The organism is Candidatus Phycorickettsia trachydisci, assembly GCF_003015145.1.
GTDB lineage: Bacteria > Pseudomonadota > Alphaproteobacteria > Rickettsiales > Rickettsiaceae > Phycorickettsia > Phycorickettsia trachydisci.
Genome location: NZ_CP027845.1, coordinates 256,533 through 281,428 on the forward strand (window position 1 = coordinate 256,533; position 24,896 = coordinate 281,428).

General features: G+C 34.7%; 23 protein-coding genes and 1 tRNA gene. 9 read left to right on the forward strand and 15 right to left on the reverse strand.

Going from position 1 to position 24,896, the window contains the following annotated elements:
* Positions 1 to 40 precede the first annotated feature (40 nt).
* The 3 genes from dnaJ to queC all read left to right on the forward strand — a co-directional run bounded on the left by dnaJ (position 41) and on the right by queC (position 2,998).
* Complete coding sequence (gene dnaJ / locus phytr_RS01080; RefSeq protein WP_106874051.1) at positions 41 to 1,168, forward strand: molecular chaperone DnaJ; 1,128 nt, start codon at positions 41 to 43, stop codon at positions 1,166 to 1,168.
* 155 nt (positions 1,169 to 1,323) lie between these two features.
* Positions 1,324 to 2,256: a hypothetical protein gene (locus tag phytr_RS01085; protein WP_106874052.1), complete on the forward strand. Its 933-nt coding sequence runs from the start codon at positions 1,324 to 1,326 to the stop codon at positions 2,254 to 2,256.
* Between the two features lie 70 nt (positions 2,257 to 2,326).
* Complete coding sequence (queC, locus tag phytr_RS01090; RefSeq protein ID WP_106874053.1) at positions 2,327 to 2,998, forward strand: 7-cyano-7-deazaguanine synthase QueC; 672 nt, start codon at positions 2,327 to 2,329, stop codon at positions 2,996 to 2,998.
* Here queC and phytr_RS01095 read toward each other — a convergent pair.
* From phytr_RS01095 to phytr_RS01105, 3 genes are all read right to left on the reverse strand, one after another.
* The gene (locus phytr_RS01095) at positions 2,973 to 3,302 is read right to left on the reverse strand and encodes a hypothetical protein (protein WP_106874054.1); all 330 of its coding nucleotides are present in this window, start codon (positions 3,300 to 3,302) and stop codon (positions 2,973 to 2,975) included. The two genes, queC and phytr_RS01095, sit on opposite strands and share 26 nt — an antisense overlap.
* A 149-nt stretch (positions 3,303 to 3,451) precedes the next feature.
* Positions 3,452 to 4,249 carry a hypothetical protein gene (locus tag phytr_RS01100; RefSeq protein WP_106874055.1) on the reverse strand — a complete coding sequence of 266 codons (798 nt, stop codon included), beginning with the start codon at positions 4,247 to 4,249 and terminating at the stop codon, positions 3,452 to 3,454.
* 147 nt (positions 4,250 to 4,396) lie between these two features.
* Complete coding sequence (locus tag phytr_RS01105; RefSeq protein ID WP_106874056.1) at positions 4,397 to 5,095, reverse strand: hypothetical protein; 699 nt, start codon at positions 5,093 to 5,095, stop codon at positions 4,397 to 4,399.
* Positions 5,096 to 5,436: 341 nt separating this feature from the next.
* On the opposite strand from phytr_RS01105, the gene phytr_RS06485 reads away from it, so the two are divergent.
* Positions 5,437 to 5,568, forward strand: coding sequence for a hypothetical protein (locus phytr_RS06485; protein WP_267895095.1), 132 nt, complete (start codon positions 5,437 to 5,439; stop codon positions 5,566 to 5,568).
* A 14-nt stretch (positions 5,569 to 5,582) separates the two neighbouring features.
* On the opposite strand, the gene phytr_RS01110 is transcribed toward phytr_RS06485, so the two are convergent.
* Together phytr_RS01110 and phytr_RS01115 are read right to left on the reverse strand one after the other, a co-directional pair.
* Complete coding sequence (locus phytr_RS01110) at positions 5,583 to 8,402, reverse strand: autotransporter outer membrane beta-barrel domain-containing protein (protein WP_106874057.1); 2,820 nt, start codon at positions 8,400 to 8,402, stop codon at positions 5,583 to 5,585.
* Positions 8,403 to 8,659: 257 nt separating this feature from the next.
* Positions 8,660 to 8,734: transfer RNA gene (locus phytr_RS01115), tRNA-Met, on the reverse strand.
* Positions 8,735 to 8,962: 228 nt separating this feature from the next.
* On the opposite strand from phytr_RS01115, the gene phytr_RS01120 reads away from it, so the two are divergent.
* The gene (locus tag phytr_RS01120; RefSeq protein ID WP_234352498.1) at positions 8,963 to 9,694 is read left to right on the forward strand and encodes a Bax inhibitor-1/YccA family protein; all 732 of its coding nucleotides are present in this window, start codon (positions 8,963 to 8,965) and stop codon (positions 9,692 to 9,694) included.
* A gap of 29 nt (positions 9,695 to 9,723) precedes the next feature.
* On the opposite strand, the gene mutM is transcribed toward phytr_RS01120, so the two are convergent.
* The 5 genes from mutM to pgsA form a co-directional block, all read right to left on the reverse strand.
* Entirely contained in the window at positions 9,724 to 10,539 is an 816-nt protein-coding gene (gene mutM, locus phytr_RS01125) for a bifunctional DNA-formamidopyrimidine glycosylase/DNA-(apurinic or apyrimidinic site) lyase (RefSeq protein ID WP_106874059.1), read from the reverse strand.
* On the reverse strand, positions 10,532 to 11,398 hold the full coding sequence (locus tag phytr_RS01130; RefSeq protein WP_106874060.1) for a hemolysin family protein: 867 nt from the start codon (positions 11,396 to 11,398) through the stop codon (positions 10,532 to 10,534). Before phytr_RS01130 ends, mutM begins: the two co-directional genes overlap by 8 nt.
* Before the next feature lie 3 nt (positions 11,399 to 11,401).
* A complete protein-coding gene (ybeY, locus tag phytr_RS01135) occupies positions 11,402 to 11,890 on the reverse strand; it encodes an rRNA maturation RNase YbeY (protein WP_106874061.1) in 489 nt (162 codons plus the stop codon).
* Positions 11,891 to 12,079: 189 nt separating this feature from the next.
* Positions 12,080 to 13,750 (reverse strand): copper chaperone PCu(A)C, encoded by a 1,671-nt coding sequence (locus phytr_RS01140; protein WP_106874062.1) that lies wholly within the window; start codon positions 13,748 to 13,750, stop codon positions 12,080 to 12,082.
* A 115-nt stretch (positions 13,751 to 13,865) separates the two neighbouring features.
* Entirely contained in the window at positions 13,866 to 14,456 is a 591-nt protein-coding gene (gene pgsA, locus phytr_RS01145) for a CDP-diacylglycerol--glycerol-3-phosphate 3-phosphatidyltransferase (protein ID WP_106874063.1), read from the reverse strand.
* A gap of 19 nt (positions 14,457 to 14,475) precedes the next feature.
* Between pgsA and phytr_RS01150 the strand changes: the two genes are divergently transcribed.
* Entirely contained in the window at positions 14,476 to 15,105 is a 630-nt protein-coding gene (locus phytr_RS01150) for a hypothetical protein (RefSeq protein WP_106874064.1), read from the forward strand.
* A 135-nt stretch (positions 15,106 to 15,240) separates the two neighbouring features.
* On the opposite strand, the gene phytr_RS01155 is transcribed toward phytr_RS01150, so the two are convergent.
* A complete protein-coding gene (locus phytr_RS01155) occupies positions 15,241 to 15,483 on the reverse strand; it encodes a hypothetical protein (protein ID WP_106874065.1) in 243 nt (80 codons plus the stop codon).
* 83 nt (positions 15,484 to 15,566) lie between these two features.
* The gene (locus tag phytr_RS01160; protein ID WP_158706816.1) at positions 15,567 to 16,532 is read right to left on the reverse strand and encodes an ankyrin repeat domain-containing protein; all 966 of its coding nucleotides are present in this window, start codon (positions 16,530 to 16,532) and stop codon (positions 15,567 to 15,569) included.
* 323 nt (positions 16,533 to 16,855) lie between these two features.
* Between phytr_RS01160 and phytr_RS01165 the strand changes: the two genes are divergently transcribed.
* From phytr_RS01165 to phytr_RS01175, 3 genes are all read left to right on the forward strand, one after another.
* Positions 16,856 to 18,313 carry an Npt1/Npt2 family nucleotide transporter gene (locus tag phytr_RS01165; RefSeq protein ID WP_106874067.1) on the forward strand — a complete coding sequence of 486 codons (1,458 nt, stop codon included), beginning with the start codon at positions 16,856 to 16,858 and terminating at the stop codon, positions 18,311 to 18,313.
* A gap of 150 nt (positions 18,314 to 18,463) precedes the next feature.
* Entirely contained in the window at positions 18,464 to 20,443 is a 1,980-nt protein-coding gene (locus tag phytr_RS01170; protein WP_106874068.1) for an ankyrin repeat domain-containing protein, read from the forward strand.
* Between the two features lie 128 nt (positions 20,444 to 20,571).
* The gene (locus phytr_RS01175) at positions 20,572 to 22,605 is read left to right on the forward strand and encodes an ankyrin repeat domain-containing protein (protein ID WP_106874069.1); all 2,034 of its coding nucleotides are present in this window, start codon (positions 20,572 to 20,574) and stop codon (positions 22,603 to 22,605) included.
* 15 nt (positions 22,606 to 22,620) lie between these two features.
* On the opposite strand, the gene phytr_RS01180 is transcribed toward phytr_RS01175, so the two are convergent.
* The 3 genes from phytr_RS01180 to ffh are packed head-to-tail and all read right to left on the reverse strand — an operon-like array spanning position 22,621 to position 24,896.
* Complete coding sequence (locus tag phytr_RS01180) at positions 22,621 to 23,232, reverse strand: 50S ribosomal protein L25/general stress protein Ctc (RefSeq protein WP_106874070.1); 612 nt, start codon at positions 23,230 to 23,232, stop codon at positions 22,621 to 22,623.
* Between the two features lie 28 nt (positions 23,233 to 23,260).
* Positions 23,261 to 23,479, reverse strand: coding sequence for a hypothetical protein (locus tag phytr_RS01185; RefSeq protein WP_106874071.1), 219 nt, complete (start codon positions 23,477 to 23,479; stop codon positions 23,261 to 23,263).
* Between the two features lie 58 nt (positions 23,480 to 23,537).
* Positions 23,538 to 24,896: a signal recognition particle protein gene (gene ffh, locus phytr_RS01190; RefSeq protein WP_106874072.1), complete on the reverse strand. Its 1,359-nt coding sequence runs from the start codon at positions 24,894 to 24,896 to the stop codon at positions 23,538 to 23,540.

Here is a 24,896-nt window from a genome sequence, read left to right on the forward strand (position 1 = left end):
ACCTTAATGGTGCCTTGTTTGTATATAAATAAAGAAATACATGTCACAACAAGACTATTATAAAATCTTAGGAGTTTCTCAAGGTGCATCAGAGGATGAGATAAAAAAAGCTTATCGCAAGCTTGCGATGCAATATCACCCTGATCGGAACAAAGGGAATCTTGAGGCTGAGAAAAAATTCAAAGAAATTAACCAAGCATACGATATTTTAAAAGATCCACAAAAGAAGGCCACATATGATCGTTTTGGTCACGAGTCCTTTAATTCTGGTGGATTTGGTGGAGGCGGATTTGGAAGAGCTGGAGGATTTGATTTTGGTGATATAGATGTTGAGAATATCTTTGACATGTTTGGTTTTGGTGGGGGAGGTAGAAGTAAGTCGCGTGGACCTCAAAAAGAGAGAGGGGCTGATTTGCAGTATCATATGACTATAACTCTTGAGGAAGCATTTCATGGTACTCAAAAAACAATTTCTTTTGCTTGTGATACTAAGTGTGGTCAATGTAATGGATTAGGTAGTAAGACTGGGGCCATTTCTACATGTACTACATGTGGAGGTAGAGGCGCTATTTATATGAAACAAGGCTTCTTTTCGATAGAGCGCCCATGTGGAACTTGTGGCGGAGCTGGACATATTGTAAAAGATCCTTGCTCATCATGCGGAGGCAGGGGGGCTTATCAAAAAACTAAAAATGTTGAAATTAATATACCTTGCGGCGTAACGGACGGTATGCGTTTACGCAAAACTGCTGAAGGTAGTGCTGGTTTTAGAGGGGGCGCAAGTGGTGATTTATATATTCTGATTTCTATCAAGCCTCATTCAATATTTAGAGTAGATGAGAGAGCAAATATGCACTGCAGGCTTCCAGTTAGCTTTATTACTCTAATCCTGGGAGGAAAAGTGGAAGTTGAAGATATAAATGGAGAAAAGATCTCCGTAACGATCCCTCAAGGCACAGAGCACGGTCATCAAATTACTATTAAGAATAAGGGTATGTCTATTACGGGTTCTAAAAGCAGAGGCAGTCTTATCGTGCATGTAGTTTCGACGGTGCCAAAGAATTTGACCGCTAAACAACGTCAAATGCTTGAAGAGTTAGAAAAAGATTTAGCTCAAAATAAAGCCTCAGAAAGCATATTTGATAAGATGAAGAATCTTTGGAGTTAGAATTTATAGCAAAGCGCTCTTCATCAACAAGATTTTTTTGATATTTACTCTTTAACTAGCATTTTCCTAGAAGCCCTTAGCTTTACACTTAGAAAAAGGTATGTTAATATTTATAACGAAGAGTTATCAATAAATAAATACAAAAGTGTAACTATATGTTAAAATCTAATTCTCCTAAAGAATATGAGGGTACGCCACGTCCAACAGGGAAATGGAAAGAGCCATTCTTGAAATCAATTAATAGTATAGAAGCTAATAATATTCCAGAGGTGCAGGAAGCATTAGAGAAGTTTGGGCGTGAAGATGCAAATTTAAACCATTTTGATACTAGAAAAGTCGCTGATATTGATGGTTATGAGGTGTCGAGATATATAGGTCTTATGCATGTGGTTGCGTCGGCACATGGTGATGGAACTGAAGTGCTCCAGCTTCTTTATGATTATGGTGTTAATCCTTATCAAATATCTTATACAATCAGGCATAAGTGGACAGTTGTTGATATGCCAGCTCCGGTTGTATGTGCTGCGAAGTTTGGTAAACTAAATAGATTGAAATGGTTCCAAGAAAAGGGTGTTAAATTGTATGCTAAATTTAATGATACTGGAACAGGGAAAGTAAATCTTTTAGATATAGCTGCAAAATATGGTTATAAAGATGTCTTTACATTTCTTTTCAACGAAGGAGGAGCGGGATCTTATATTAGGGAGGGTATTAGAAAATATCCATTAAAAAAAGCTATAGATCATAGTTTAGATATGGTGAAATTTATGGTAGATTTTGCCCGTGAAAAAAATATCGATTTGGAAAGCTACGCACCTGAAACATTAGAAGAAAGTTTATGGATAGTTAGAAACGAGGAAATTGAAAAATCGCCTGAAAAGTTTTCAATGATTGAATATTTAGTGGATCAATTTAAAGCATCGAGCGAAGCTCTAATAAAGTACTACGGAGAAATTGGATTTCATAAAAAAGAAACATTAGATGCGCTTAAAGCATGTCATCTAAAGTTCCATCCTGATGCAGATTTCGATGCAAAGGAGCTAAAAACCTTAGGTGAAGACGGAACCACAATAGATCAGATCGGTTGATTTGTTATATATTTGCATTATTATTAAAATAGGGAGTAAACTAAAAATTGAATCTAATAATAAATAACTTATGAAAAAAGCAGTAGCATTAATCAGCGGTGGAGCAGATTCTGCTACAACTCTTGCGATAGCCTTGCAACAAGGATTTGAAGTACATGCAATTAGTTTTGATTACGGTCAAAAACATCGTATCGAGCTAGAGAAATCAAAGTTGGTAGCGCAAAAAGCTGCTTCCCATAAAGTTATTAAATTAGACCCTACAGCATTTCAAAGGTCTGCTCTTACAAATAATAATCTGAATGTACCTAAGTATGATTCGGTAGATCAAATACCTCAAAAAGTTGCAGATACTTACGTTCCTGCTCGTAATCTTTTGTTTTTAAGCTATGCAACTAGTTATGCTGAAAGTATAGGAGCTTCTAGCATTTTTATTGGCGTACATAAGGAAGATTTTGCAAACTATCCTGATACTCGGCCTGAGTTTATTAAGTCATTTCAAGAAGTTGTGAACTGTGGGACTGATGCTCAAATTAAAATCTACGCCCCCTTAATTGATTTGGATAAAGATGGTGTGATAGCTAAAGGTAAGGCTTTAGGAGTTGATTATTCAAACACCATTACCTGCTATAAACCTGATGATCAAGGTAGATCTTGTGGTAAATGCATAGCATGTCTTGTGCGCTTAGCGGCTTTTAAAAAGAACAATTTAGTAGACACTATACCATATCGTCAAAATCCATAATATAGTCCGAGTGGATATCTTCTTCCAAAGTATAGAGTAATTCTGGATCTTCTAAATCTTCAATTTCAGCCCCAAATATCACCACTCCTAATAAAGTAGTCTTATAAATGCTAAATAACAATATAATAGCGATTGAAAATGTTAGTTTATTGTGATGGATCATATTTGGATTTAAGTCATGATTTGTAATCGAATTGGATTGTGAAATAATTTCTGTCAAAGCGCATATACTCAAAATTGTAATGACTAGGTCAAAGGCAATAATGTTAGATATGTTGTTAGTGTTTGTATAGTGATGGTTCATGAGAAAAATTTTTGTATCCTTCTGAGTGTTTTAATTGATATCTAAAATTTCTGTAATAGGATATATAATTTGAATATAAAGGTACATATCCAAAAATTTGGGGAGTTGTTATCAATAACCACATATCTTTGAAGGGGGTTATGATCTACCTATAACTCCCTTTTGTTTTGGGATGGCGATTTGGAAGTTCTTTGTTGAACTTGCTTAGTCCATTTATGAGGACTGGGATTTGGTGACTTGGTCTGATTTTTGTTACTTTGATTAAGTTGTGGTTTAGTATGAATCAGTGATTCCGGATCCTTATCTAAAAAACTTTCAGTTTTATTGTTTGGTGTAGGGGCGATTGATGTATTTTGATTCTTTGTATTAGTTTTGGGTTTGAGTTTTGAAAATATTTTACATATTTTTTCCCATAAAAAGTCTCTAAATTTTTTTATAGCTTCTAAGATAGAAGTGCTAGAATCAATCTTGACAGTTTTAGGTAGATTTTCTTGGGATGTGCTTATAACTTGTTGAATGGGTGCTTTAATAGTAGAAGAGATGCTATCACTCTGGAGAGGCTGAGTAGTATCATCTCTATCTCTGGGTTCGAATGGGGAGAGTTTAACGAAGTCTATTGGTTGCCCTAATTTTTGTCTTTCTTCAATTTCCTTTGCAGTTGCAGCTGTATCAAATTTTATATCTGTAAAAGGATAGTAGTTATGTTTGCCTTTTTCTATTCTTGCTTCAGCTTCTTCTCTCTTTTTTATATATTCTAAATCTAGAGCTTTTAGTTGTTCGTCAGTTAAGCTTTTATATTCAGTTTGATTTAAGGTTTTAGATAGAGTGTTATGAGTAATGTCTGAATAATGCTTTATATTCGCCTTTTCGCCAAAAGGTGATTCTTCGTACATATCTTCTGGTGCAATTGGGACATTTTTCTTATCTTCGTCGTCTGATTTTGACATAAATTTTCCTCTTAATTGCTATTATCTAAATTATAAATCATATTAATTATAGGTGTGAGTTTGGTTATAGTATTCAAGAAAAGTATTGTGAAGGTATGATAAAAGTACTACCTTCACAATAGGCTATAAAAATATATAGTGGAGAAATTAAACGGTTTCGTATTCTGATGAATCTTGTCCTGTTGTTTCGGATTCTGGTAATGTAGTGTCAATTATTGATCTTGATGAAGAAATATCGTCGTCTCTTACTTCTGCCACTCTAATTGATATGCTTGGGATATCTAAAACCTCTACTTGATAATTTGCTGTTTGAGGGGTATTGACTAAATTATGAGGTATACAAAACTCAGTGAAATATTTAATAGCTTTATACGTCTTTGAATAAACGAAAGAGGCTCCTTCGAAGGTAGCATCTTTCGATTCTTGATATATTTCTTTTAAATTATCCTGAGCTTTGATCAATAAATCCTTTAGTTCTGTTACGCAATCAAATACCACAATTCCAATATTTAAGATTTGGCAGATTATCTCGGTATTTTGTCTTAAGCATTTGGCGATATCAAATGCTAGTTTCTCTTGTACTGCGGTTAACTCTTCTTCAGTGCGGTTTTGATTTTTTGCTACTTGCAAAAAATCTTTAAAGTCTTCAGAGATAATTTGTAACATTTCTTTGGAGTTGTTATGAATCGAAGTGAGATGGTTTTGAATATGAAAGAGCTCTTTTCCTGCGTGTGTGATCAAATAAGGTGATTTAATTATGCATTTTGTTATAGCTGCTCCTTTAGTTGTGAACCAATTAAGGATCTTGTTGTTCGAGACGGGTGTATTTTGTGAATTATTTGACATACAAAATTAAAGTTAATTATTTATAAACATAATACAATTATGCTAACTAAAAATCCAAAGTTTTAATTATTAAATTTTTGTCATTAAAATGATATTTATGACATTAAAGCAGTAGGTCGTAATAGAAAGGGAGTTATTGGATTTATTCTAGGTAGTCGTGATGCTAAAATCTTCCAAAAATTGTATTATAAAATCAAATACCTTAAAGTTATGTACTTTTTACACGAATGAACAGAGTGATTTCAAACAAGTATTAACTCTCAAACTCTATGTTATAGGTAAAAGGGCATACCTTAATCACAGAGCACGATAACAACAATACTCTATATCATTTGAGACGTATGACAAGAAAAACTAAGGTAGTTTCAAAATTTGCCGAGATGGTGGACATGGTTTTGAAAGTATGGTGCGCTTTGATGGGTCGGGATATTTTCAAAATCTTTCAGAGTAAGGTAATGTCTATCTGTAGCTAAATATTCTCAGATTTTTAAAATGCGATGCCAATTTTTAAGCTGCCTTGGTGGCTTACGTATTTTTTGGCAAGTGAACACTGGTATGACAGACTGAGTACTATATTTTTCCGTTTAGCTGATATTTCGGCGCCTAAGTTATATGATAGATTTTTATTTTTGCTAGCTGGGCATTGATATTCAAAAGTTTTACCAGCTTCTATAATTGAAGCTTTGGCTCCCTGATTTTTAACAATAATTGGTTGTTCAAGTCCTGCATATAAACCTGGTGTAATGGATACCTCGCCAAAGTTTTTTCTAAATAATATCTTAGATCCTAATATTGCTGTTAGATAGCGGTTTTTAGACCCTGTAATTTTAACATCTCCTACTTGGACATCTTTTTCTTTATTTTGGATATATCTTAAACCGATTCTTGGTACTATAAAAGTACTATTAGATATCACAAAGACATTATTCAAGCTCACAAATCCTGCAAAACCTTTGCTAGATGATTTATAGCTTTCTTGGTTTTTAAGACTATGCTTCGTTAAACCTTTTGTATAAGCAAGTGCAGATTGAGCAAATAATGTTTCGCTAAAATTGTATTGTCCATAAAGCGTAAAGGTTTGAGAATCAGTGCTTTCCTTATCACCTAAGCGATCTTGTCTATATTTTAATTTGGAAGTAATCTTGGTGTAAGAAATGCCAAGCACAGTACACTCGTTTAGTACGAAGTCTGTACCTATGCTAAATCCTCCTAAATCGGCTCTATATGCAGCATGATTTTTCACTTTACCTTGGATACTTTTCCCGTAATGGCCCGAGATCCATGGTACGAATGTTCCTTTTTTCATTAGCCCTGTAAGAAGAGGTAAAGATTCTTCATCATATTCACCAGCTGCGGGTAGTACCGAATTTGAAGATGTAAAGGCGTGCGACGACCAAGTCTCCATATGGTGAGCTATGGCCTGCAGAGCGTGTAGTTGGAAATGCACTAGGTTAACGCGGTTAGCATAATTCTGTACCTTAGTTTGTGTGGGTATTTTACCTGATGTTGACCGTATGTCTTGATCCTTATTTAATACAGTTTCTTCAGGATTGGATTGGGGTATATCTTGTTCACTCTTTTTTACCGTTTGTGCATTTTGTTGATCTTTTCCTTCTATGTCGTCGGCTTCTCCATCTTGTGATACAGCTTGATCATCGTAAGGTTTTAGATTGTTTTTGAGTGAACTCCATAGATCTTTTGGGGTATTAGTATGTGAATCTAATTCATAAAATAACGGGTCTAATTCGTTATCATTTGTCTCTAATACTTTTTCATTTTGTTGATAAGCCTGTAATTTGGGAGATGTCCATAACCCCTTTTGTATTTCCTGATCGCTAGGGGACTTCTTATCGTTATTACTTCCACATACTTGACTATGTGATCGAGTCATTGCATCAGATGAAATAGGATTTAGCTCATCATATTGTCTATTTTCCTCTGTAACCATCCGGCTCAGTGTGCTTAGGGGTACACTATATAAATCAGTCTCTGCTGGGTCTTGTATGTAGGCAGCGGGCCCCTTTTGCTGCCCCGCTGCAGGGGGAGGATAGGTTGCAGCATGGTGGTTTTGTGTTTGCGTAAAACCGTCAGATAGTAATAAATCATCCTTGCTAGAAGGGGTATCTATAGTGCTTGAATCTGAGCACCATGGCCCTTTAGAAAATTGATTATACTGTTCAACCAATGGTTGATTATCCTTAGCGCTAGCGGCCCCTTTTATTGCCGCAGCAGGTGCTTGTACCTGAGCGGCCGCAGCAAGTTGATTTGTTAATTGATCCATTTTTGTATTTGACTCTACATTTGAACCTGCTGGTGGTGAGGGTTTGGCCGCAGGTGTATTAGTCTGGGATTGTGGAGAAGTATTATTATGTTCTAGTATACTGACTATTTCTGAATAATCGGGATCGTAGCTGTAAGATTCTATAGTTTTTTTATTATTTGTTTTATCATTAAGACTTTGTCTTTTTAGCAAGTCTTCTCTAGTATTACCTGAGCTTAATGGTGACATAGAGCTAGGAGTGTTTGGTGCTTTAGAAGATATTTGAGGGTTTTTCTTCCCTTTATTTAATGGTTTTGTACTTTCTGAATTTTGCTCCTTTGTTGAAGTGTTAGTGAGTTCATGAGACTCAAATCCAGATGGATTGTCCAGTAAACCTGATCCTACTTTTGGTTGTGGTTGTTCTTGTTGCTCTAGTTTTGTAAAATGATAAGTTGGGGATCTTGTGGATTTTGGGCTATAGCATAATATTTCTGACCATCCAAAAGGATTATTTGTGGGAGAAGTTGGAGCCTCTATATCAGATTTGTATTCTATTTTGTTCTTTGATCTTTTAGATTGAAGGTGTTTCTCCATCTCTTTTAGATGAGTGGATGATTGATGATCCTTATTTACATAAATTTCGTTTGAACTTAATGATATAATGTTAGGAATAGAATTTTTCTGTTCTGTATTAGTATTATCGCGTTTTCTAAAATCTTGGGTAGGACCTTTATCATTACTTCCTCCTCCGCCTCCTTGACCGCCATTTGGTCTTTTATGTACTTTGTCTTTAAAATTTACATTAGTAAACTTGTCTGGTAATGTGCTTTTAGAAACGTAGGCTTGGATCTTGCCAATCGGTTGATTTGATATGAAAGGATCATTTTCCACCTCTTTATAGCGCTCTTCTTGTCTATCTGGTTTAGGGCCGGCAGTTGCTAACTGATCCTGTACTAATAAAGATGATCCCAAGATAGAAGCACAGAATATTTTGTAAAGGAAGGCATTTTTCTTTGAAAATTGACGCTTAAATAAGTGCTTTTTCATATAGGTAGTATGACAATTGTAAGATCCTTACCTTTAATTAGAATAAAATTTCCAGCAAAGCACAACTGTTATTTTTTAAGATTATTTAATCAGTTTATAAATTTTTTATATTTATTAATGCGTCTTAAATTCTTAAAGAATGAAAGGTAGAATTAGCAAATTATTGATTTTAGCAGTAAGAATTTGTTTTGATTTTGTGGCTTTTAAAACCTTTGTGTAAAGGAATATGATAGCATGAAAACATTTGGAAAATAGATTGGTAGCGAGAGAGGGATTTGAACCCCCGACCAACGGATTATGATCCCGCTGCTCTACCACTGAGCTATCCCGCCATGCTAAAATAGGATTTTACCATTTAGACTTTTTTAGATCAAGTGCCAATCAAAAAGATTACACTAAGCATTTTTAATTTAACCTGGAATTGAATGTAGTGATAAGTTAGTGATACAAAAGACGTATAGGTGCTTAATTTTATGCTTTTTAACTCCTTAAGGTATTGTAATATTTTAGTAAATATACTATAATTATGGTAAAGGTAACTTTAAATTTCTATTATGCCTATGTTCTCAAATATTTACACAACACAAGCCAAAAAAGTTTTCGATCCAGGTCTAAGAAAATATTTCTTATCAATTTATAACTACATTGCTTTGGCACTAGTTATTACTGGTATCAGCGCTTTTGGAGCTTTAAATTTTGAGCCTTTAACGCGTATGCTTTATAACGTAGGGCCAGGTGGTATGATTTATGGTGTTACTTCATTCGGTTGGCTAATGAATTTTATGCCGCTCTTAATATCTATATATATGTCATCCAATTACCATGCGATGAACTCTCAAAAGTCACAGATGTTATTTTGGATTTATTCAGCAAGTATAGGTATTAGTATATCTTGGGTTGGATTGGTTTATACTGGCGCATCTCTTGTGAAAACATTTTTCATATGTGCAGCTGCATTTAGCTCAATTAGTATCTATGGATATACCACAGAGCGTGACTTAACTTCTGCAGGTGCTTTTTTCTCAATGGGGCTTCTTGCGATTTTTGTTGCTTCATTGATAAATATGCTAATAGGTAGTGCGCAATTATATTTTATAACCTCCTTCCTTGGAATTTTTATTTTCCTTGGACTTATAGCATGGGATACACAAAGGCTTAAAGCGATATACTACGCATCAGGTGGAGGCGAGATTGGTCAAAAACAAGCTGTTTTTGCAGCTCTCTTCATATACACAAACATTATAAACTTATTTTTAAGTTTACTTTCATTTTTTGGAGAAAGAAGAAGATAAAGTAAGGCTTTAAGCCTTCTTTATCTTTATCATCCTACATTCTGACATAAAGGGCAAAAGAATGTGGACCTACCTTGTATTTTCCCTGATTTAATTGGTGTTTTACATAATTTGCATGGTAAATTAGAGCGCGAATATACCGCAAAGGTTTCAGCAAATCTTCCTTTAACTCCAGCCGGATCCATAAAATCTCTAATTGAAGATCCTCCTAATTGAATAGATTTGGTCAAAATTTTTATAATTTGTTTTAACAAAGTGTGAATTTGTTCATCTGATAGATTATGGCTGCTAATATGAGGGTTAATCTTACTGTAAAATAATATTTCGTTCGCGTATATATTACCAATTCCTACAACCCTCTGATTATCCATCAAAAACTGCTTTATAGGTTTTTTAGATTTTTTAAGCATTTGCTTCAGAGAAGATACGTCAAGATTTAAAGGTTCGATACCTAGGTGTGCGAATAGTTTATGCTTCTTGAGTTCTTTTTTAGATATTATATCTATCAATCCGAATCTTCTAGCATCGTTGTATACTAAAGTAAAATCATTAAAATAAAAGATGACGTGATCGTGTTTGATAGGGTGATAGTTTAGGTCTTTTTTTAAGATACGTCCGCTAATTGCAAGATGTATTACTAGTGCTAGGCCATTATCTAGAAATATCTGCAAATATTTGCTCTGACGATGCAAGGAAGTTACTTTTTTTCCTTGGATCTGATTAATTGCCTCAGGTACTTTATAACGTAAATTAGGGTTTAGGATTTTAATTTTAGTAATTTGTTTCCCTATTAAAATACCTTTGAGATAGTTTTTAATGACTTCTATTTCGGGTAATTCAGGCATCTTGTAACACTTTTACCTTAATTGTTTTAAGGTATCTTTTGCTGGCATCTATTACTTCTGCTTGCACATTTTCATTAACAGTAACTACAGTATTAATAGGGGGTACCTTATTAGCAATAGCAGTGACCAAGCCCCCAATTGTATCGCAGTCATATTGATCTTTTTGCAGGTCTATATTTAACAGCTCCTCCACTTTCTCTATCCTGGCTCGTGCATTGATAATTAGTGTGGTTTCATCGAGAAGCTGATACTCGTCTTTATCGTTAGGTGCTCGGTCATGTTCATCACGAATTTCTCCTACCAATGCTTCTATAACATTTTCGTTTGTGACTATTCCTTTTGTACCTCCATACTCGTCGACCACAACAGCTAAATGCGTGCGGTCTTTTTGCATTTGAGCAAGTAGCTTAACTAGTTTAGTGGAGTCTACAACTGTCAAAGGTTTTCTAATTAAGTCCAAAGGCTTTAAGGTAGAGCCAGTGATAAAGTTCTTGTATAGATCTTTAATGTGGATAAAACCAACAACATTATCTAAATTGTTTTCGTATACTAAGATGCGTGTATGAAAGTGTTTAGTTAAAGCTTGATTTATTTCGGCAATAGTTGCTGTAGATTTAACCCCAAACACATCTGATCTTGGGATCAAAATATCTTCTACAGTTTTGTCGATAAATTGTACATAGTTTTCCAGGATGAGTTTTGACATATCATCAATTTTATCATCTTTGCTTAGTAACTTATCGAGAGCGTTGGAATATAGATCTTTCTGCTTGTGTATATAAGCTAATTGTTTCCAAAAATTGTATATCTTATTAAAAAAATTTTGAAAGATATTTGAGTGTCGGTCTGTATTGGGCATAAATTATTTTATCTGCGAGAGAATTATACGCTCCATCTCTTCCATAATTTTTGCATCATCAGATTTGATATGATCAAAACCTAGTAGATGTAAAAAACCATGTATTAAAAGATGTGAACAGTGTTTAATTATAGAAACGGATAATTTTTTAGATTCTATAAAACAAGTATTATAGCTAAGTATCACTTCACCTAAATTGAGGCTATCAGTTTGTATTTTTAAATTAGGTAGATGTAAGTCTTTATAGTCCAATTCTATCTTTGGAAATGCTAGGACATTTGTTGGTTTATTTTTATGCAAATATCTATTGTTTAAATACCTAATGTAGCTATTGTTTGATAGAAAAACCGAGGCTTCTATTAGTTTAAATGATTTTAAGCTTAAAAAACTATCTATTATTAACTGAAAGATCTTGTTGATAAAGCTAGCATTAAGGTCTGGGTAGGATTCCCATTGTTTATTTTGTATAAAAAGACTGATTTTTGTATCCATTGGAAAAAGCTTTTAAAAAGCTCTTAGGAGTTTTTGAAAAACTAAGAATATTTTGGGGAGATAAATCGTAGGACTCATATAAACTTTAAAATAACATTAACTGATTTGGAAACTTTTCAGCTTAATATATATAATATCAAAGTCGTTAAAAAGATTCAAATCAGTTAATGCCTTAACGTGTCAATTTATTTATTTTGACATTTTGCTTACAACATCTACTGGTACATTTTGAGTGGCACCTGAATCAAAAGTTAATGTGAGATTTAATGTTGAGCCGGTTTTTGGAGTTTTAGCGCATCGTGTTATCATTATGTGCAAACCTTCTTGAGCAAAATCTAATGTTCCACCTGGATTAATTGTTAGTTGTCCTACTTCATCCATACCGGTTGTTCCTTCGTCATCTACAGTTTTTTTGTGTAAGACTGCTTTACATCCCTTACCTTCAGGCCCTGTTGTTGAAATATCAGTTAAGGTGATAGGTAATGAGGTGCCATTTGTTAAAGTAAGATAAATAGCTGCGTTTTTACCTTTAAATTTTACAGTAGCTGGTTGGATTGTTAAGCTTCCTGAGCTGTTAGAATCTTTTGTAGTTGCCGTGGTTGTTGTAGCATCTGCGGGTGCAGGAGTGCTAGCCGGTGTTGCCACTGTAGCGTCTGTTGATGCGGGAGTGCTAGCTGGTGTTGCTGCTGTAGTATCTGTTGATGCAGGAGTGCTAGCTGGTGTTGCGGCTGTAGCGTCTGTTGATGCAGGAGCGCTAGTCGGTGTTGCTGCCGTAGTATCTGTTGATGCAGGAGTGCTAGCTGGTGTTGCGGCTGCGGGAGTACTAGGTACTGTTGATACCGGTGCTGGTCCAGTAAGAGTAGGAGCAGCTGGTGGTGTAGTGGTAACGGTAGTAGCTGGGGCTGATCCAGACGTGGTTGTATTGGTTGGTGCAGGTGTGTTAGCTAGAGCTGGCGCACCTGAAGCTGCTGGAGCTGGTGTGTTTGTTACTGTAGCATTAGATGTTGCATCTGGTGTTGTACTAGAGCTTGAAGAACTTGGGGTTGATGTACTTGATGTGTTATCTGCTGCTTGATCTCTAGAGGGTAATTGTGGCAAATTTCGGCTTGGTACAGAAATTGTTGAATCTAAAGCTTTATTAGGAGCTCCTTGACCTATGCCCGGAGCGCCTCCTTGTCCGCTTTGGCGGCCTTGGCCCATGCCCGGAGCGCCTCCTTGTCCGCCTTGGCCACCTTGACCCATGCCTGAAGCACCTCCTTGTTCGCCTTGGCCACCTTGACCCATGCCTGAAGCACCTCCTTGTCCGCCTTGGCCACCTTGACCCATGCCTGGAGCGCCTCCTTGTCCGCCTTGGCCACCTTGACCCATGCCCGGAGCGCCTCCTTGTCCGCCTTGACCACCTTGACCCATGCCTGAAGCACCTCCTTGTCCGCCTTGGCCACCTTGACCCATGCCTGAAGCACCTCCTTGTCCGCCTTGGCCACCTTGACCCATGCCTGGAGCGCCTCCTTGTCCGCCTTGACCGCCTTGACCCATGCCTGGAGCGCCTCCTTGTCCGCCTTGACCGCCTTGACCCATGCCTGGAGCGCCTCCTTGTCCGCCTTGACCGCCTTGACCCATGCCTGGAGCGCCTCCTTGTCCGCCTTGAGCTCCTCCTCGACCTCCTGGAACGCCTGGTTGACCACCTTGGCCTTTACCCCTTGCGCTGCCTTGGGCAATTAAAATTTTAGCACTATCACTGGATAGAATTGTTTTAGAATTAGTATATTTTGTTTCGATTGATTGATTATTTTTTGCTGCCAGTGCTCCTGAAGCAATTAAAGATGTTGTAAACAGAGATACTAAAAGAAGTTTTTTCATAAAAATTTACTCTTTGCATTATTATTTAATGAGATTATATAGCAATAAGTTTTGGGTACAAGCATCTAAGCTAATATTTGCTACAAAATATTTAAAATATTTACTAGAAAGTCACTTAAATACCATGTGAGTCAGATTTTTGGGAATTTAATGCATCAACAACAAAAAACAGGTAATGAATACTTGTAACAATCGTCAATATTGCTGCGATCCATAATAAATAGTTACCCCAAGTATCAAGTTGTGGAATATTAGATCCTTTTGATCCTATTAACAGAGCTAAGATAGCAATCATCTGCAAAAAAGTTTTCATTTTTGCAAGTCCCGAGACAGGTATTTGAATTTTGTGGTCTGCCATTGCCTCTCTTATTCCTGACATTGTTAATTCTCTGGCAAGTATTAGAATACAAGGTATTTCGTGAGCTTTATTAAATTTGACAAGCATTATTAGTATGCTGGATACAAGTATTTTATCTGCAATAGGATCCAATATTCTTCCAGAATTAGACTCCATATCGAAATTTCTTGCTATATAACCATCTAAAAAGTCTGTTATACTTGCAATAAAAAATAAAATGCCATTTATCCTGTAAGTCATTACTATGTCATCTAAATAACTAGATAAATAAAAATTTATAATTATGATAGGAGTAATGAAAATTCGTATAATACTTAAGGTATTGGGTAAATATTTTTTATTTAACATTTAATTTATAGTTTTTCGTGTGAAAATTATTAAAGCTGCTTTCTTAATGCTACTTCTTATCTTGGTCGCAAGTGGAATATTTTTCTACAATAAGAATGCTTCTCCTATCATAATATTTTATGATGGTCAGTCTCGTAAAGCTAAAAATGTACCATCTAAAATGACCAAACTTAATTTATCAGTATATGAAAATCTTAGCGATATCAACAACAATAACAAAATAAGTACAAAAATATTGGATCAAGAAAAACCTTTAGATTTAAATTTAGAATCTAATAGTATCGTTGAGGACGTTATAAATGAATTTATTGAGAAATCAGAGGTTATAGATTATGAAGGTATTAAAGTCACATCATATCCTGAGACGCAGATTTATAAAATTCGTAAACCTAAATCCCACAGTCTATACAACCTTGATTTGGGCTATTATGTAATCGAAGAAAAATCCAATCAAGTATTTCGTCATATGGTAAGCATCGAACCGAGCTTAGAGAAATATACTAAAAGTGTAAAGATTGAAAATTTTAAAGATAGAGCTTTGTATCATATGACTTTAAGTAATTTGCCAAATTTTAATACTGCCATTAATATTTGTAGAAAACTTAGTCATGCAGGACAAGATTGTGTGGTGATGAATGGTGCTAGATGAAGTCTTGAGTAGTAAAATATTTTCTAATAATTTTGTTATTAAGTTTTAGGAATAGATATGTAATAAATTATAATTTTGTTAATGGCGCCTATAGGCGCCTATAATAGTTTTCAAAGGGTTATATTGTTGCCACCGTTACAATCCTCGATCATTATTACTAAAGCTTCTTCTATAATTAAGTACTTTTGTTGTTTTGGGATTTTTTGCTTCCTCTGCTATGCTTTGGGTTTGTCTTGCTAGTTCTGGTGTTACCGCTGAATAACTTTTTTCTAAACCTCTAGATTCCTCTGCAGCTCGTTGTATTGAATCAAATTCCAGTAGAGCGTTAAAATGTTTATTACCATGAGAAGATGTTCTATACCTTGAGATTGTGGCCAAGTTTTTTTATTACCTCTTGTTTTAATTCTGCCTTTTTATCATACACAGCAATGAAGATAAAGAGGTAACTATGCTGATAACCCTTATCTTTCAATACCATTAGAATTTTTCTTTGAACGCAGTCCTTTAACTTTTTCTCCTAACTTTTTAGCCACCCTCCTTACTCTTTGAAGTATGGATGGTCTTTTTGCTGCTTTATTCAAATCTTCATATATCTTTTCGAATGCTTTTTTATCAAGATCATCGAAATTTTTGATATTATTTTCTTTAATGAACTTTTTTGGCTTTATATAATCATCGCCTAATTTTAATAATGCCTCCTTATCTTTTGGATCTAAAGCACTATGATTCCGAACTCTGTCAAAATAGTTAAGACCATTTTTATCCTTCATATTAGGGTTGGCTCCTGCTTTTAAAAGTTTGTCTACTACTTTTATTGTTTCTTCTCCTTCAAAGGCTTCTAAAACAATCGTCAAGGGAGTTAGGCCTTTGGCATTTTGGTTATTTACATCTGCTTTGGCTTCAAGAAGAAAATCTATCATTTTAGGGTCGTACTCAAATGTGTTTTCTAAATAATAGGTCAATATATTATTGCGAAAATCAAGAGGGCCAACATAACCCTTTATTACATCGGTATCCCTGGCAATTACTCGTGCTGTTTCTATATCATTTTCCTTCATTACTGCGTTACGAAAAACGAGGGATGGTGTATTATCACCAAATGACAGTTTTGGATTTGCTCCGTTTGTGAGTAAGATGTGTTGTACTTTTTTCCCTGCCAGTGCGAAAGGGCTCGATTTTGCATTATTTAATACATTGACATCAGCGCCAGCATCAACTAATGTTTGCATTATTTGTGCATTTTGTCTCTCTGTGGCTAAGTGTAATATGGTACCTTTATTAAGAATTCCTGTAAGTTCATAATTATAACCCTCTGATGGAAATCTATAATTAACATCAATACCTGTTTTAAGCAATTTTTTTACTTTTGTCGTATCTCCTTGTTCTACAGCCTCAATTAAATCTAAATATTTTTGTTCTATAGGCATAAAATTCACCATTTAATTAAACTCTTTGAATTATATCTTAAAATAGGTAATAAACTCAAAGTTTAAGACCTATAAAGCATAAAATTACAAACATAGGTAGTTAATTTAACTCATATTGTCCTGTATGGATGCTATTAATATTTTACAGAAAATACAAATAATCTTGATGCTGTTGCGCTGTATGTTCTTTTATGTTAAAGTGTTTCTCGTGAAGTAATGGTTATGATAGTTAGCAAAATCTTGCGACAAGTTTTTTGTAAAATTTTGTGTTTGATTTAGCTTATGTCAGCCGAATGTTGTAGTTTAATTTAATTTATTTTAATATGTCTAGTTTTGCTAAAGAGCTGAAAAATGCTGTGTGGCCTATCGAAAACAAGGAATTGCCTAAGTTTTTGCCAATGGCTTTTATGATGATGTGTATTTTATTTAACTATGCTGTTCTTCGTTCAATCAAAGACAGTTTGATAGTTGTTAATATTGGTGCTGAAGCAATAAACTTCTTAAAGTTTTATGTAGTATTGCCTTCTGCTGTTTTGGCGATGATTGTTTACAGTAAGCTCTGCAACGTAACAAATGCAGCCGGAGTGTTTTATGCAATATCGGCATTTTTTATAGCATATTTACTTGCCTTTGCACTATTTATATATCCAAATCCTACAGTCGTACATCCTGATCAAGTATGGATTGATTCTTTAGCTGCTCAATATGATAGGTGGAAGTGGTTTATCAAAATCATGGGCAAGTGGAGTTATGCTTCTTTTTACGTAGTTGCAGAACTATGGGGAAGTTTAATGGTATCTTTACTATTTTGGCAATTTGCTAATAGTATAACAGCAACAGCTGAAGCTAAAAGGTTCTATGCTATGTTTGGTATGCTTGGAAATCTTGGTTTGCCAATAGCTGGTAGCGTATTAAAAATGCAAATGGCTGACCCTATTGAAACCACTAAGTTTAAAGTCTTAATGACGGCAATCAGTGCGGTTGCAATCGTTATGTCTTATTACTGGCTTAACACAAGAGTTTTGCCTTATCAAGATGCTGGTGGCGCGAAAACTAAAAAGACAAAAATGAAACTTTCTTTAGGTGAAAGTTTCAAAATGATTCTCTCATCAAGATATTTAGCTTTAATTGCTTTATTGATTATTTCCTATAGTATTTCAACAAATTTAGTTGAGGTAGCATGGAAAGCTAAAGCAAGAGCTTTATATCCAACTGTTGAATCTTATCAAAACTTTATGGGTAATTTCCAGATTATTCAAGGTTATGGAACAATTATTTTCATGCTTATTGGCAGTAATATCTTACGTAAGCTTTCTTGGAAAACAGCAGCCCTTATTACTCCCTTAATGTTCTTGGTGACTGGTCTTGGATTCTTCAGCTTTGTGATTTTTGATGATATTATTTCTGCATATTTATCTGCATTCTTAAGTGGTGGTGCGCTAGCGTTTGCTGTATCTCTTGGAACATGGCAGCAAGTTTTAGGAAAAGGAACAAAATATTCATTATTTGATCCAACAAAAGAGATGTCATATATTCCTCTTGATGATGAGATGAAATCAAAAGGTAAGGCTGCGGTTGATGTGATCGGAGGAAGGCTTGGTAAGTCTGGTGGCGCATTTATCCAATCAACTACGTTCATACTATTCCCATCACTTACGTTTGCTGAAGCAATACCATATTTTGCTGTAATATTTACATTTATAGTACTCTTATGGTTATATGCAGTAAGTAAGTTGAATGTTGAGTACAATAAAAAGCTTGCTTCAGTTTCTAGTAACTAGTTAGCTTTACATTCCATATACTATCTCAAACCCTCTAGATCTGTTAGATTTAGGGGGTTTTTTATTGACTAGTTTTGGAAATATTGCTTGACAATATTAATAAAAATTAATACTATAGATATAATAATAAATAAATATTAGTATAGATATATGAAAGACGAGCAAAATTCAAAAGAACCAGGTTTGCTAAGTATTAAGGAGATGAATGGAGGTATGGGGGAAATTTTTGATATTAATGATCTAACAAGGGCTGTGAAGGAGGATAAGATAGATGCGGTAAAAGAGTTATTAGATTTGGGTATTGATATTGATGAAGTGGATGAGCATAATTTTACTCCTTTACAAATGGCAGCTAAATGCGGTCATTATGAAATTGCCGGATTATTATTAGATAAAGGGGCTGGTATTAAGAAAAGAGCAGCGAGTAGCCATAAAGTTTATGGGCTTGCGCAATCAAGTTCTAACCCAGATGACTTTAATTATGATAACCTTGACCCTTTACAATTAGCTGTAAAATGTAACCAAATTAAGGTAGTTGAGTTATTGTTTAATAGTTTTAAAGAAGGTGAGTTTGATGATTATGAGGGAGATTCGGGGAGAGTTTTGTTGATTAAAGCATTGGGCAATGTAGAAATGGTAAATACGTTACTTGATACTGTTGCTCGTTTAAAATTACATTTATGGACTGATTGTACTTTATTAGAATATATAGATAATGGTTTTATAGAAGGAGTAAGGTGCTTATTGAAGCATGGAGTCAGTCCGGCTACCGACGGGGAGAGTTATTATATGCATAAGGCTGTGGGAAATATTCCAATAATGGAACTTTTGCTAAGTCATGGAGGGGATGATTTACTTAACGAGAGAAATGATGATGATTTAGATCTTTTGGAGCATGCTATAAGAGAGAATGAATTCCAAACTGCTAAGTGGTTAGTAAATGATAAAGGTTTTGAGATAAAAGGAGATTCTCAATATGTGCATTATGCCGTGCAAGGATATAATATTAATCAAGATCCTATAAAAAAGCTCCAGACTTTCAAGCTTCTTAATGAATGGGGATGTAGTTTTGATCAAGTAAATAATATGGGGTTCAAGCCCATACATTATGCTGCAATGTATAGGGAACCTTCAATATTAGAATATTTTTTAGATCGGGATTTTGATGTTAACTATGCAGCTGCGCCTCGGGGCGATTCCTTATTGCACTTAGCCGTACAAGAGAATAATTCAGAGATGGTTGATTACTTAATAAGTAAAGGCGCAAATATCAACATTAAAAATGGTATAGGTGAGATTCCTATTCAGGCATATAAAGGTTCTTATCCAGCTGGTTCGTATGAGATAAAGAAAAAGTTAATTATTGCCGGCTCAAGCGTGCCCGATCTCAATAATTTATTCCAGAAAGATTGGAATGGTATTATAGCAAGCTGTAGTTTACCAGAAAAGCTTATAGTATTTATAAATTTATACTATGTCATCTATAATCTTGATAACTTTAATGCCAAGACTTTAAAGCAAATACATGAACAAATAGAGCAGACGCGCGATAAAATTATTGAAAATCTAAACAAAAAAGCTTGGGACAGAAGGGAACAAATCAAGTTGTGTGAAGAGACTTTGGATCTATTGCCTAAGGCTAAATTATTTAGGTGGATGGAAGCGGATATAGAAAAATTTGTTAATCGGCTTCAAGATAGGAAAGAGGTTCTGAAAACTAATGATCGAGATATATTAGAAATTTTCTCTAAATCTTTGAATCAAAAACTCATCAATGGCGGGGAGGTTAAGCATATAGAGAATATGAGGGAGTTTTTATCTAAGGAAGATAAAGAAATCAAAAAGGCCTATGAAGCATGTATGTTTAATAAGAGTGCATTTAAAGATGTTGCAAAGAAAGGGGGGGAGCTAATTAAATTAGGTCTAATTAGAGAGTCTATTGAAAAAATTAAAGAAATAAATAAAAGACTAAAATCAACGGATATTAGTAATGCTATTGAAGCACTCAAAATACAAAATACTGCTGAAAAAATAGCTATTTATCAAGAAGAATCAAAGTTCAACCCCAATGCAGTTAATGAACTTTTTGAAATTAGCACCATAAAAGATGGTCAAGAGGAAATTGTGTAGGTATTACACATAGTCTTTTCATCTCATTAAAAATTTATTCCCCGCTGCTTATAGCGGGGTTATTGATTCTTGATAGTATTAAAAAAAAGTAGTATAATATAAATAATAGTAAATAAATATCATGATATATGCAAGAAGATAAAAATTTAAAAACGTCAGATTTACCAAGTCCCAAGGAGCTGAACGAATTTATGGGGGGAGGGGATTTTGATATTAATGACCTAGTAAGAGCAGTGAAGGAAGGAAAAATAGATGTGGTAAAAGAATTGTTAGATTTGGGTATTGATGTCAATGGATTAGATGATAAGTTTTTTACTCCTTTACAAATGGCGGCCAAATGCGGTCATTATGAAATAGTGGAGTTGCTATTGAAAAAAGGCGCTGATGTTGATAAGTGTGAGGTGAAAAGTTGGGAGTTTTGGCAATCAATTCCTAATAGAGACGAGTCTAATCGTCATGAATTTACTCCTTTGCATTGGGCCGTAAAGCATAATCATAATCATATAGTCAAGTTACTTTTAGATTCTGATGCTGATTTTTATAGCTATCATGGTAAGAATCTTATATGTTTTGCAGCACAAAATAGTAATAAAGAAGCAGTAAAAATGTTATTGGATCTTGCTTCTAATTCTCCTAAGGTTGATGACATAAATGAATATTTTGATGCCTTATATCATGCTATATATGATGGTAATACGGAAATGGTAGAACTGATATTGGGATATGGAATTACTTTGAATGATCATCAACTTCAGTGGGATTATACTTATGATCATATGATGGAGTATATTATTCATGATATTCCTATGATTGATCTTTTATTGAGACATGAAGAGATTTCGCTTGATAGTGAATTTTCAATGCAAGATACTCTGGCTAAAAGTCTTGGGTTTGAAGAGCATCCTGATTTAAATCTTTTGCAGATTGCTGTAAAAAGATGGCAATTAGAGACTGTTAAGTTTTTAATTCATGAAAAGGGGATGGTCTATGATAGTTTAAATCTAGTTTACCATGCTTTAGTGGGCAAAGATAGGGAATATGATGAATCTAAAACACTTGACATGTTAAAATTCCTTGATGAGATAGGTTGTGATTTTCGTGAGATAAGTGAAGGAGGTTTTATGCCCATACACTCTGCTGCAATGTGCTGCCCCCCTGCAATATTTGAATATATTTTAAATAAAGGTTTTGATGTTAACGATATCACTGCTCCACATGGAGATTCTCTATTACACTTAGCTGCACGACATGGCAATTTAGAGATAGTGGATTATTTAATAAATAAAGGTGTGAATCTAAATGTTAGAAATATTGAAGATGAATATCCCGTTGATTGCGTTTTGAAACATTTTGATGAGGCATTGGAATATTGGGAGGGTATGTTTCATGGATATTTTTCTGAATTTGTAGAGCAAGATACATTTCAATTGGCGGCAAAATTAATTATTGCAGGGGCGGATTTGACTGGCGTCATAAATAAGTTCGTGGAAAGTAGAGATTATCTTTTAAAAAAGTGTAGTTTGCCGCAAAAAATAGTTGTACTTGGGAATTTGCTTTTTGCAACTAATGATAAAGATTTATATTCTGAATTTACTCAAAATATTGAATTGCTTAAACAAAAAATTCTTCTTGCAGGAGAGCCAAAAATGGTTATAGAAATGAAAGATCTATTTCCTAAGATTAAAACCACTCATACTACTGAGAAAGATGTAGAATGTTTGTGTAGCGTAGTTAGTGAAACAATTCTTCAGAATTTAGATCTATTCAGGGGAGTTATGGTTGGTAAAATGAGTCGAGATATATTGAACGATTTACGTGATGGTTATATAACAGATGATCAGCTTGGTGATGCTATGGAAAGCATTTTTCCTAAGATACCGGAGCGTATAAAGGTATTAATATTAAACGATAGTCTGCGACAAGATTTCAGAAAAGATGTAATGACACTTGATACTAAAGCTAAGGGGCTAAAAAGAGCTAAAAATGATGTAGAGCCTTCTAAGAAAGCTAAAATAGAAGATAGTAGCGTTGATATTAAATGTTTATCGGGTATAGTGGTTAATGGGTCTAATTCTATAATTGAAACCAATCTGGAAGCTGATATCTGGGAAAAAGATTTTGTCAGAGAGTGCTTGGGTCAAGAAGAAGGATCTCTGTCTTAAGAGATCCTTTAGTGATTATTTTCCAGCAGCTTCTGGTCTGTTTGCGTCTTCTGCATCGGAAGATTTTCCTCTACCTGTTACTGATGCAATAATTGTATCTTCTTTCATGGCAAGGGCTATTCCTTCTGGCAAGATGATATGTTTTGCTAAAACCTTTTGTCCAATTCGAGCATTTGATGCGTCAACTGTTAGCTTCAACGGTATACCATCAATAGGGCATTTAACTTTAGCTTTTCTGTGAATGATATTAAAGTATCCTCCTCTTTTGACGCCTGGACATTTTTCTTTATTTTCAAAAGTAATCGGCACATCAACTTCCTGCTTTCCTTTAGCGACAAACATCATTTCAACATGTCTTACGTTATCTTTAACGGGATCGCACTGAATTTGCTTAATTAATGCTTTATGTGAAACAGTTTTTTTACCATCTTCAAATGAAAGGTTAATCAAAGTAGATGTTAAACACCCGCTGTGATAAAGTTTTGTTACTTCTTTTGCGCTTAAGCTTAGATGTATATTTTCTTTATCATGGCCATAAATTACTGCAGGAACTTGACCTGCTTTAAGTATTCTTCTCGAAGCGCTGCTTCCTAAGTCGCTTCTGATGCTTGCTTGCATTTCTATCATATATAAATCTGACTTTCTTAAAGTTATATTAGGAACGTGTTGCCATTATTCTAGCTTGTTGCCAGCTTAGAGGAGAACCGCTTTTATTTACAACTAAATCTCCGGAATCAAATTCAGCTCCAAAAAAATTCTTATTGTGCAAAATAATTTTAACAGGTTTAATCTCTTTACCTTCAAAAAGGTATTTTGTGGCTTGTGCCCGGGCTGTTGGATTATTTTTAGAGGCTGTTTTAGCGTTTTTAGACATAACAATTTTACAAATTTTTAATATCAACGCATCATATTATACACTAGTTTAGGCATTATTAAAAGAACTTATTCAGACCCATTTTACTTGCGGCTTCAGAAAAATTGATTTTGCTGGCTTTTTTTACTGTATCTTGTATTTTTGCGAAATGTTTTAGTAAGTTATCTACGTCTGATACTTTAACTCCCGCACCTTGAGCAATACGTTTTTTGCGTGACATAGTAATTCGTTCAGGATCTCTTCTTTCTTTTTTAGTCATGGAACAAATAATGGCTTCTTGTTTTTTTAAAGAATCATCATCAAAGCCTAAGGATTTCATACGGTTTTGCATTCCTGATATTCCTGCAGGCATAAATTTCATAATTTTGCTTAATCCTCCCATCTTGCTCAAATTTTTGATTTGGTCTAGGTAGTCATCAAGGTCAAATTTGCCGCTTTGAATTTTTTTAGCAGCTTCTTCTGCCTTTTCTTTATCAATGACTTTTTCCGCCTCTTTTACTAAAGCTTGCAAATCGCCCATTCCTAGTATGCGTTCTGCAATTTTTTTAGGCTCAAATGGCTCTAAAGCATCTGTTTTTTCACCTGTGCCTAAAAATTTTATAGGCTGTCCCGTGATTGCTTTGATGCTAAGTGCAGCTCCTCCTTTATTGTCTGCGTCAATTCTTGTGAGGAGAGATCCGGAGATATTGAGTTCTTCATGAAATTTTTTAGCAACCGCTGCAGCACTTTGTCCTGATAAGCTATCTACAACGAGTAATGTTTCTTGAGGTTGGCAGATTTCCTTAATGCTTCTTGCTTCTTGGATCATTCTTTCATCGATTTGCAATCGTCCTGCAGTATCAAAAATTGCTACATCATACCCTTTATCTTGAGCATATTTAAGACCAGATTTTGCAATTTCAATCGGATCGTTACTGTTTGAAGAGAAGAAATCTACACCTAAACTTTGTCCTAGAGTAGCTAGTTGCTCTCTTGCCGCTGGTCTGTAAACGTCTGTAGAGATCAATAAAACTTTTTTAAGTTGTTTTTTAAACCATGATGCAAGCTTAGCGCTGGTAGTTGTCTTACCACTTCCTTGCAAGCCCAACATAAGCACGGTATTTAGTTTGTTAGATTTTAGCTTTATTCCTCCTTCATCACCTTCTCCTTCATCGCTACTTAATAACTTAATAAGTTCATCATTAATAATCTTGACAATCATTTGTCCAGGAGTAAGTGATTTTAATACTTCCTGTCCTAATGCTTTTGATCTAACTTTTACAATAAAATCGTCAACGACGGATACGGCTACGTCTGCGTCTATTAAAATAGCCTTAATTTCTCCTAAGGTGATGTCTAAATCTTGGCTTGAGATTTTTTTAATTCCTGCAATTTTATTAAGGATTTTATTAAAGCTACTTGCTAATGACTCAAACAT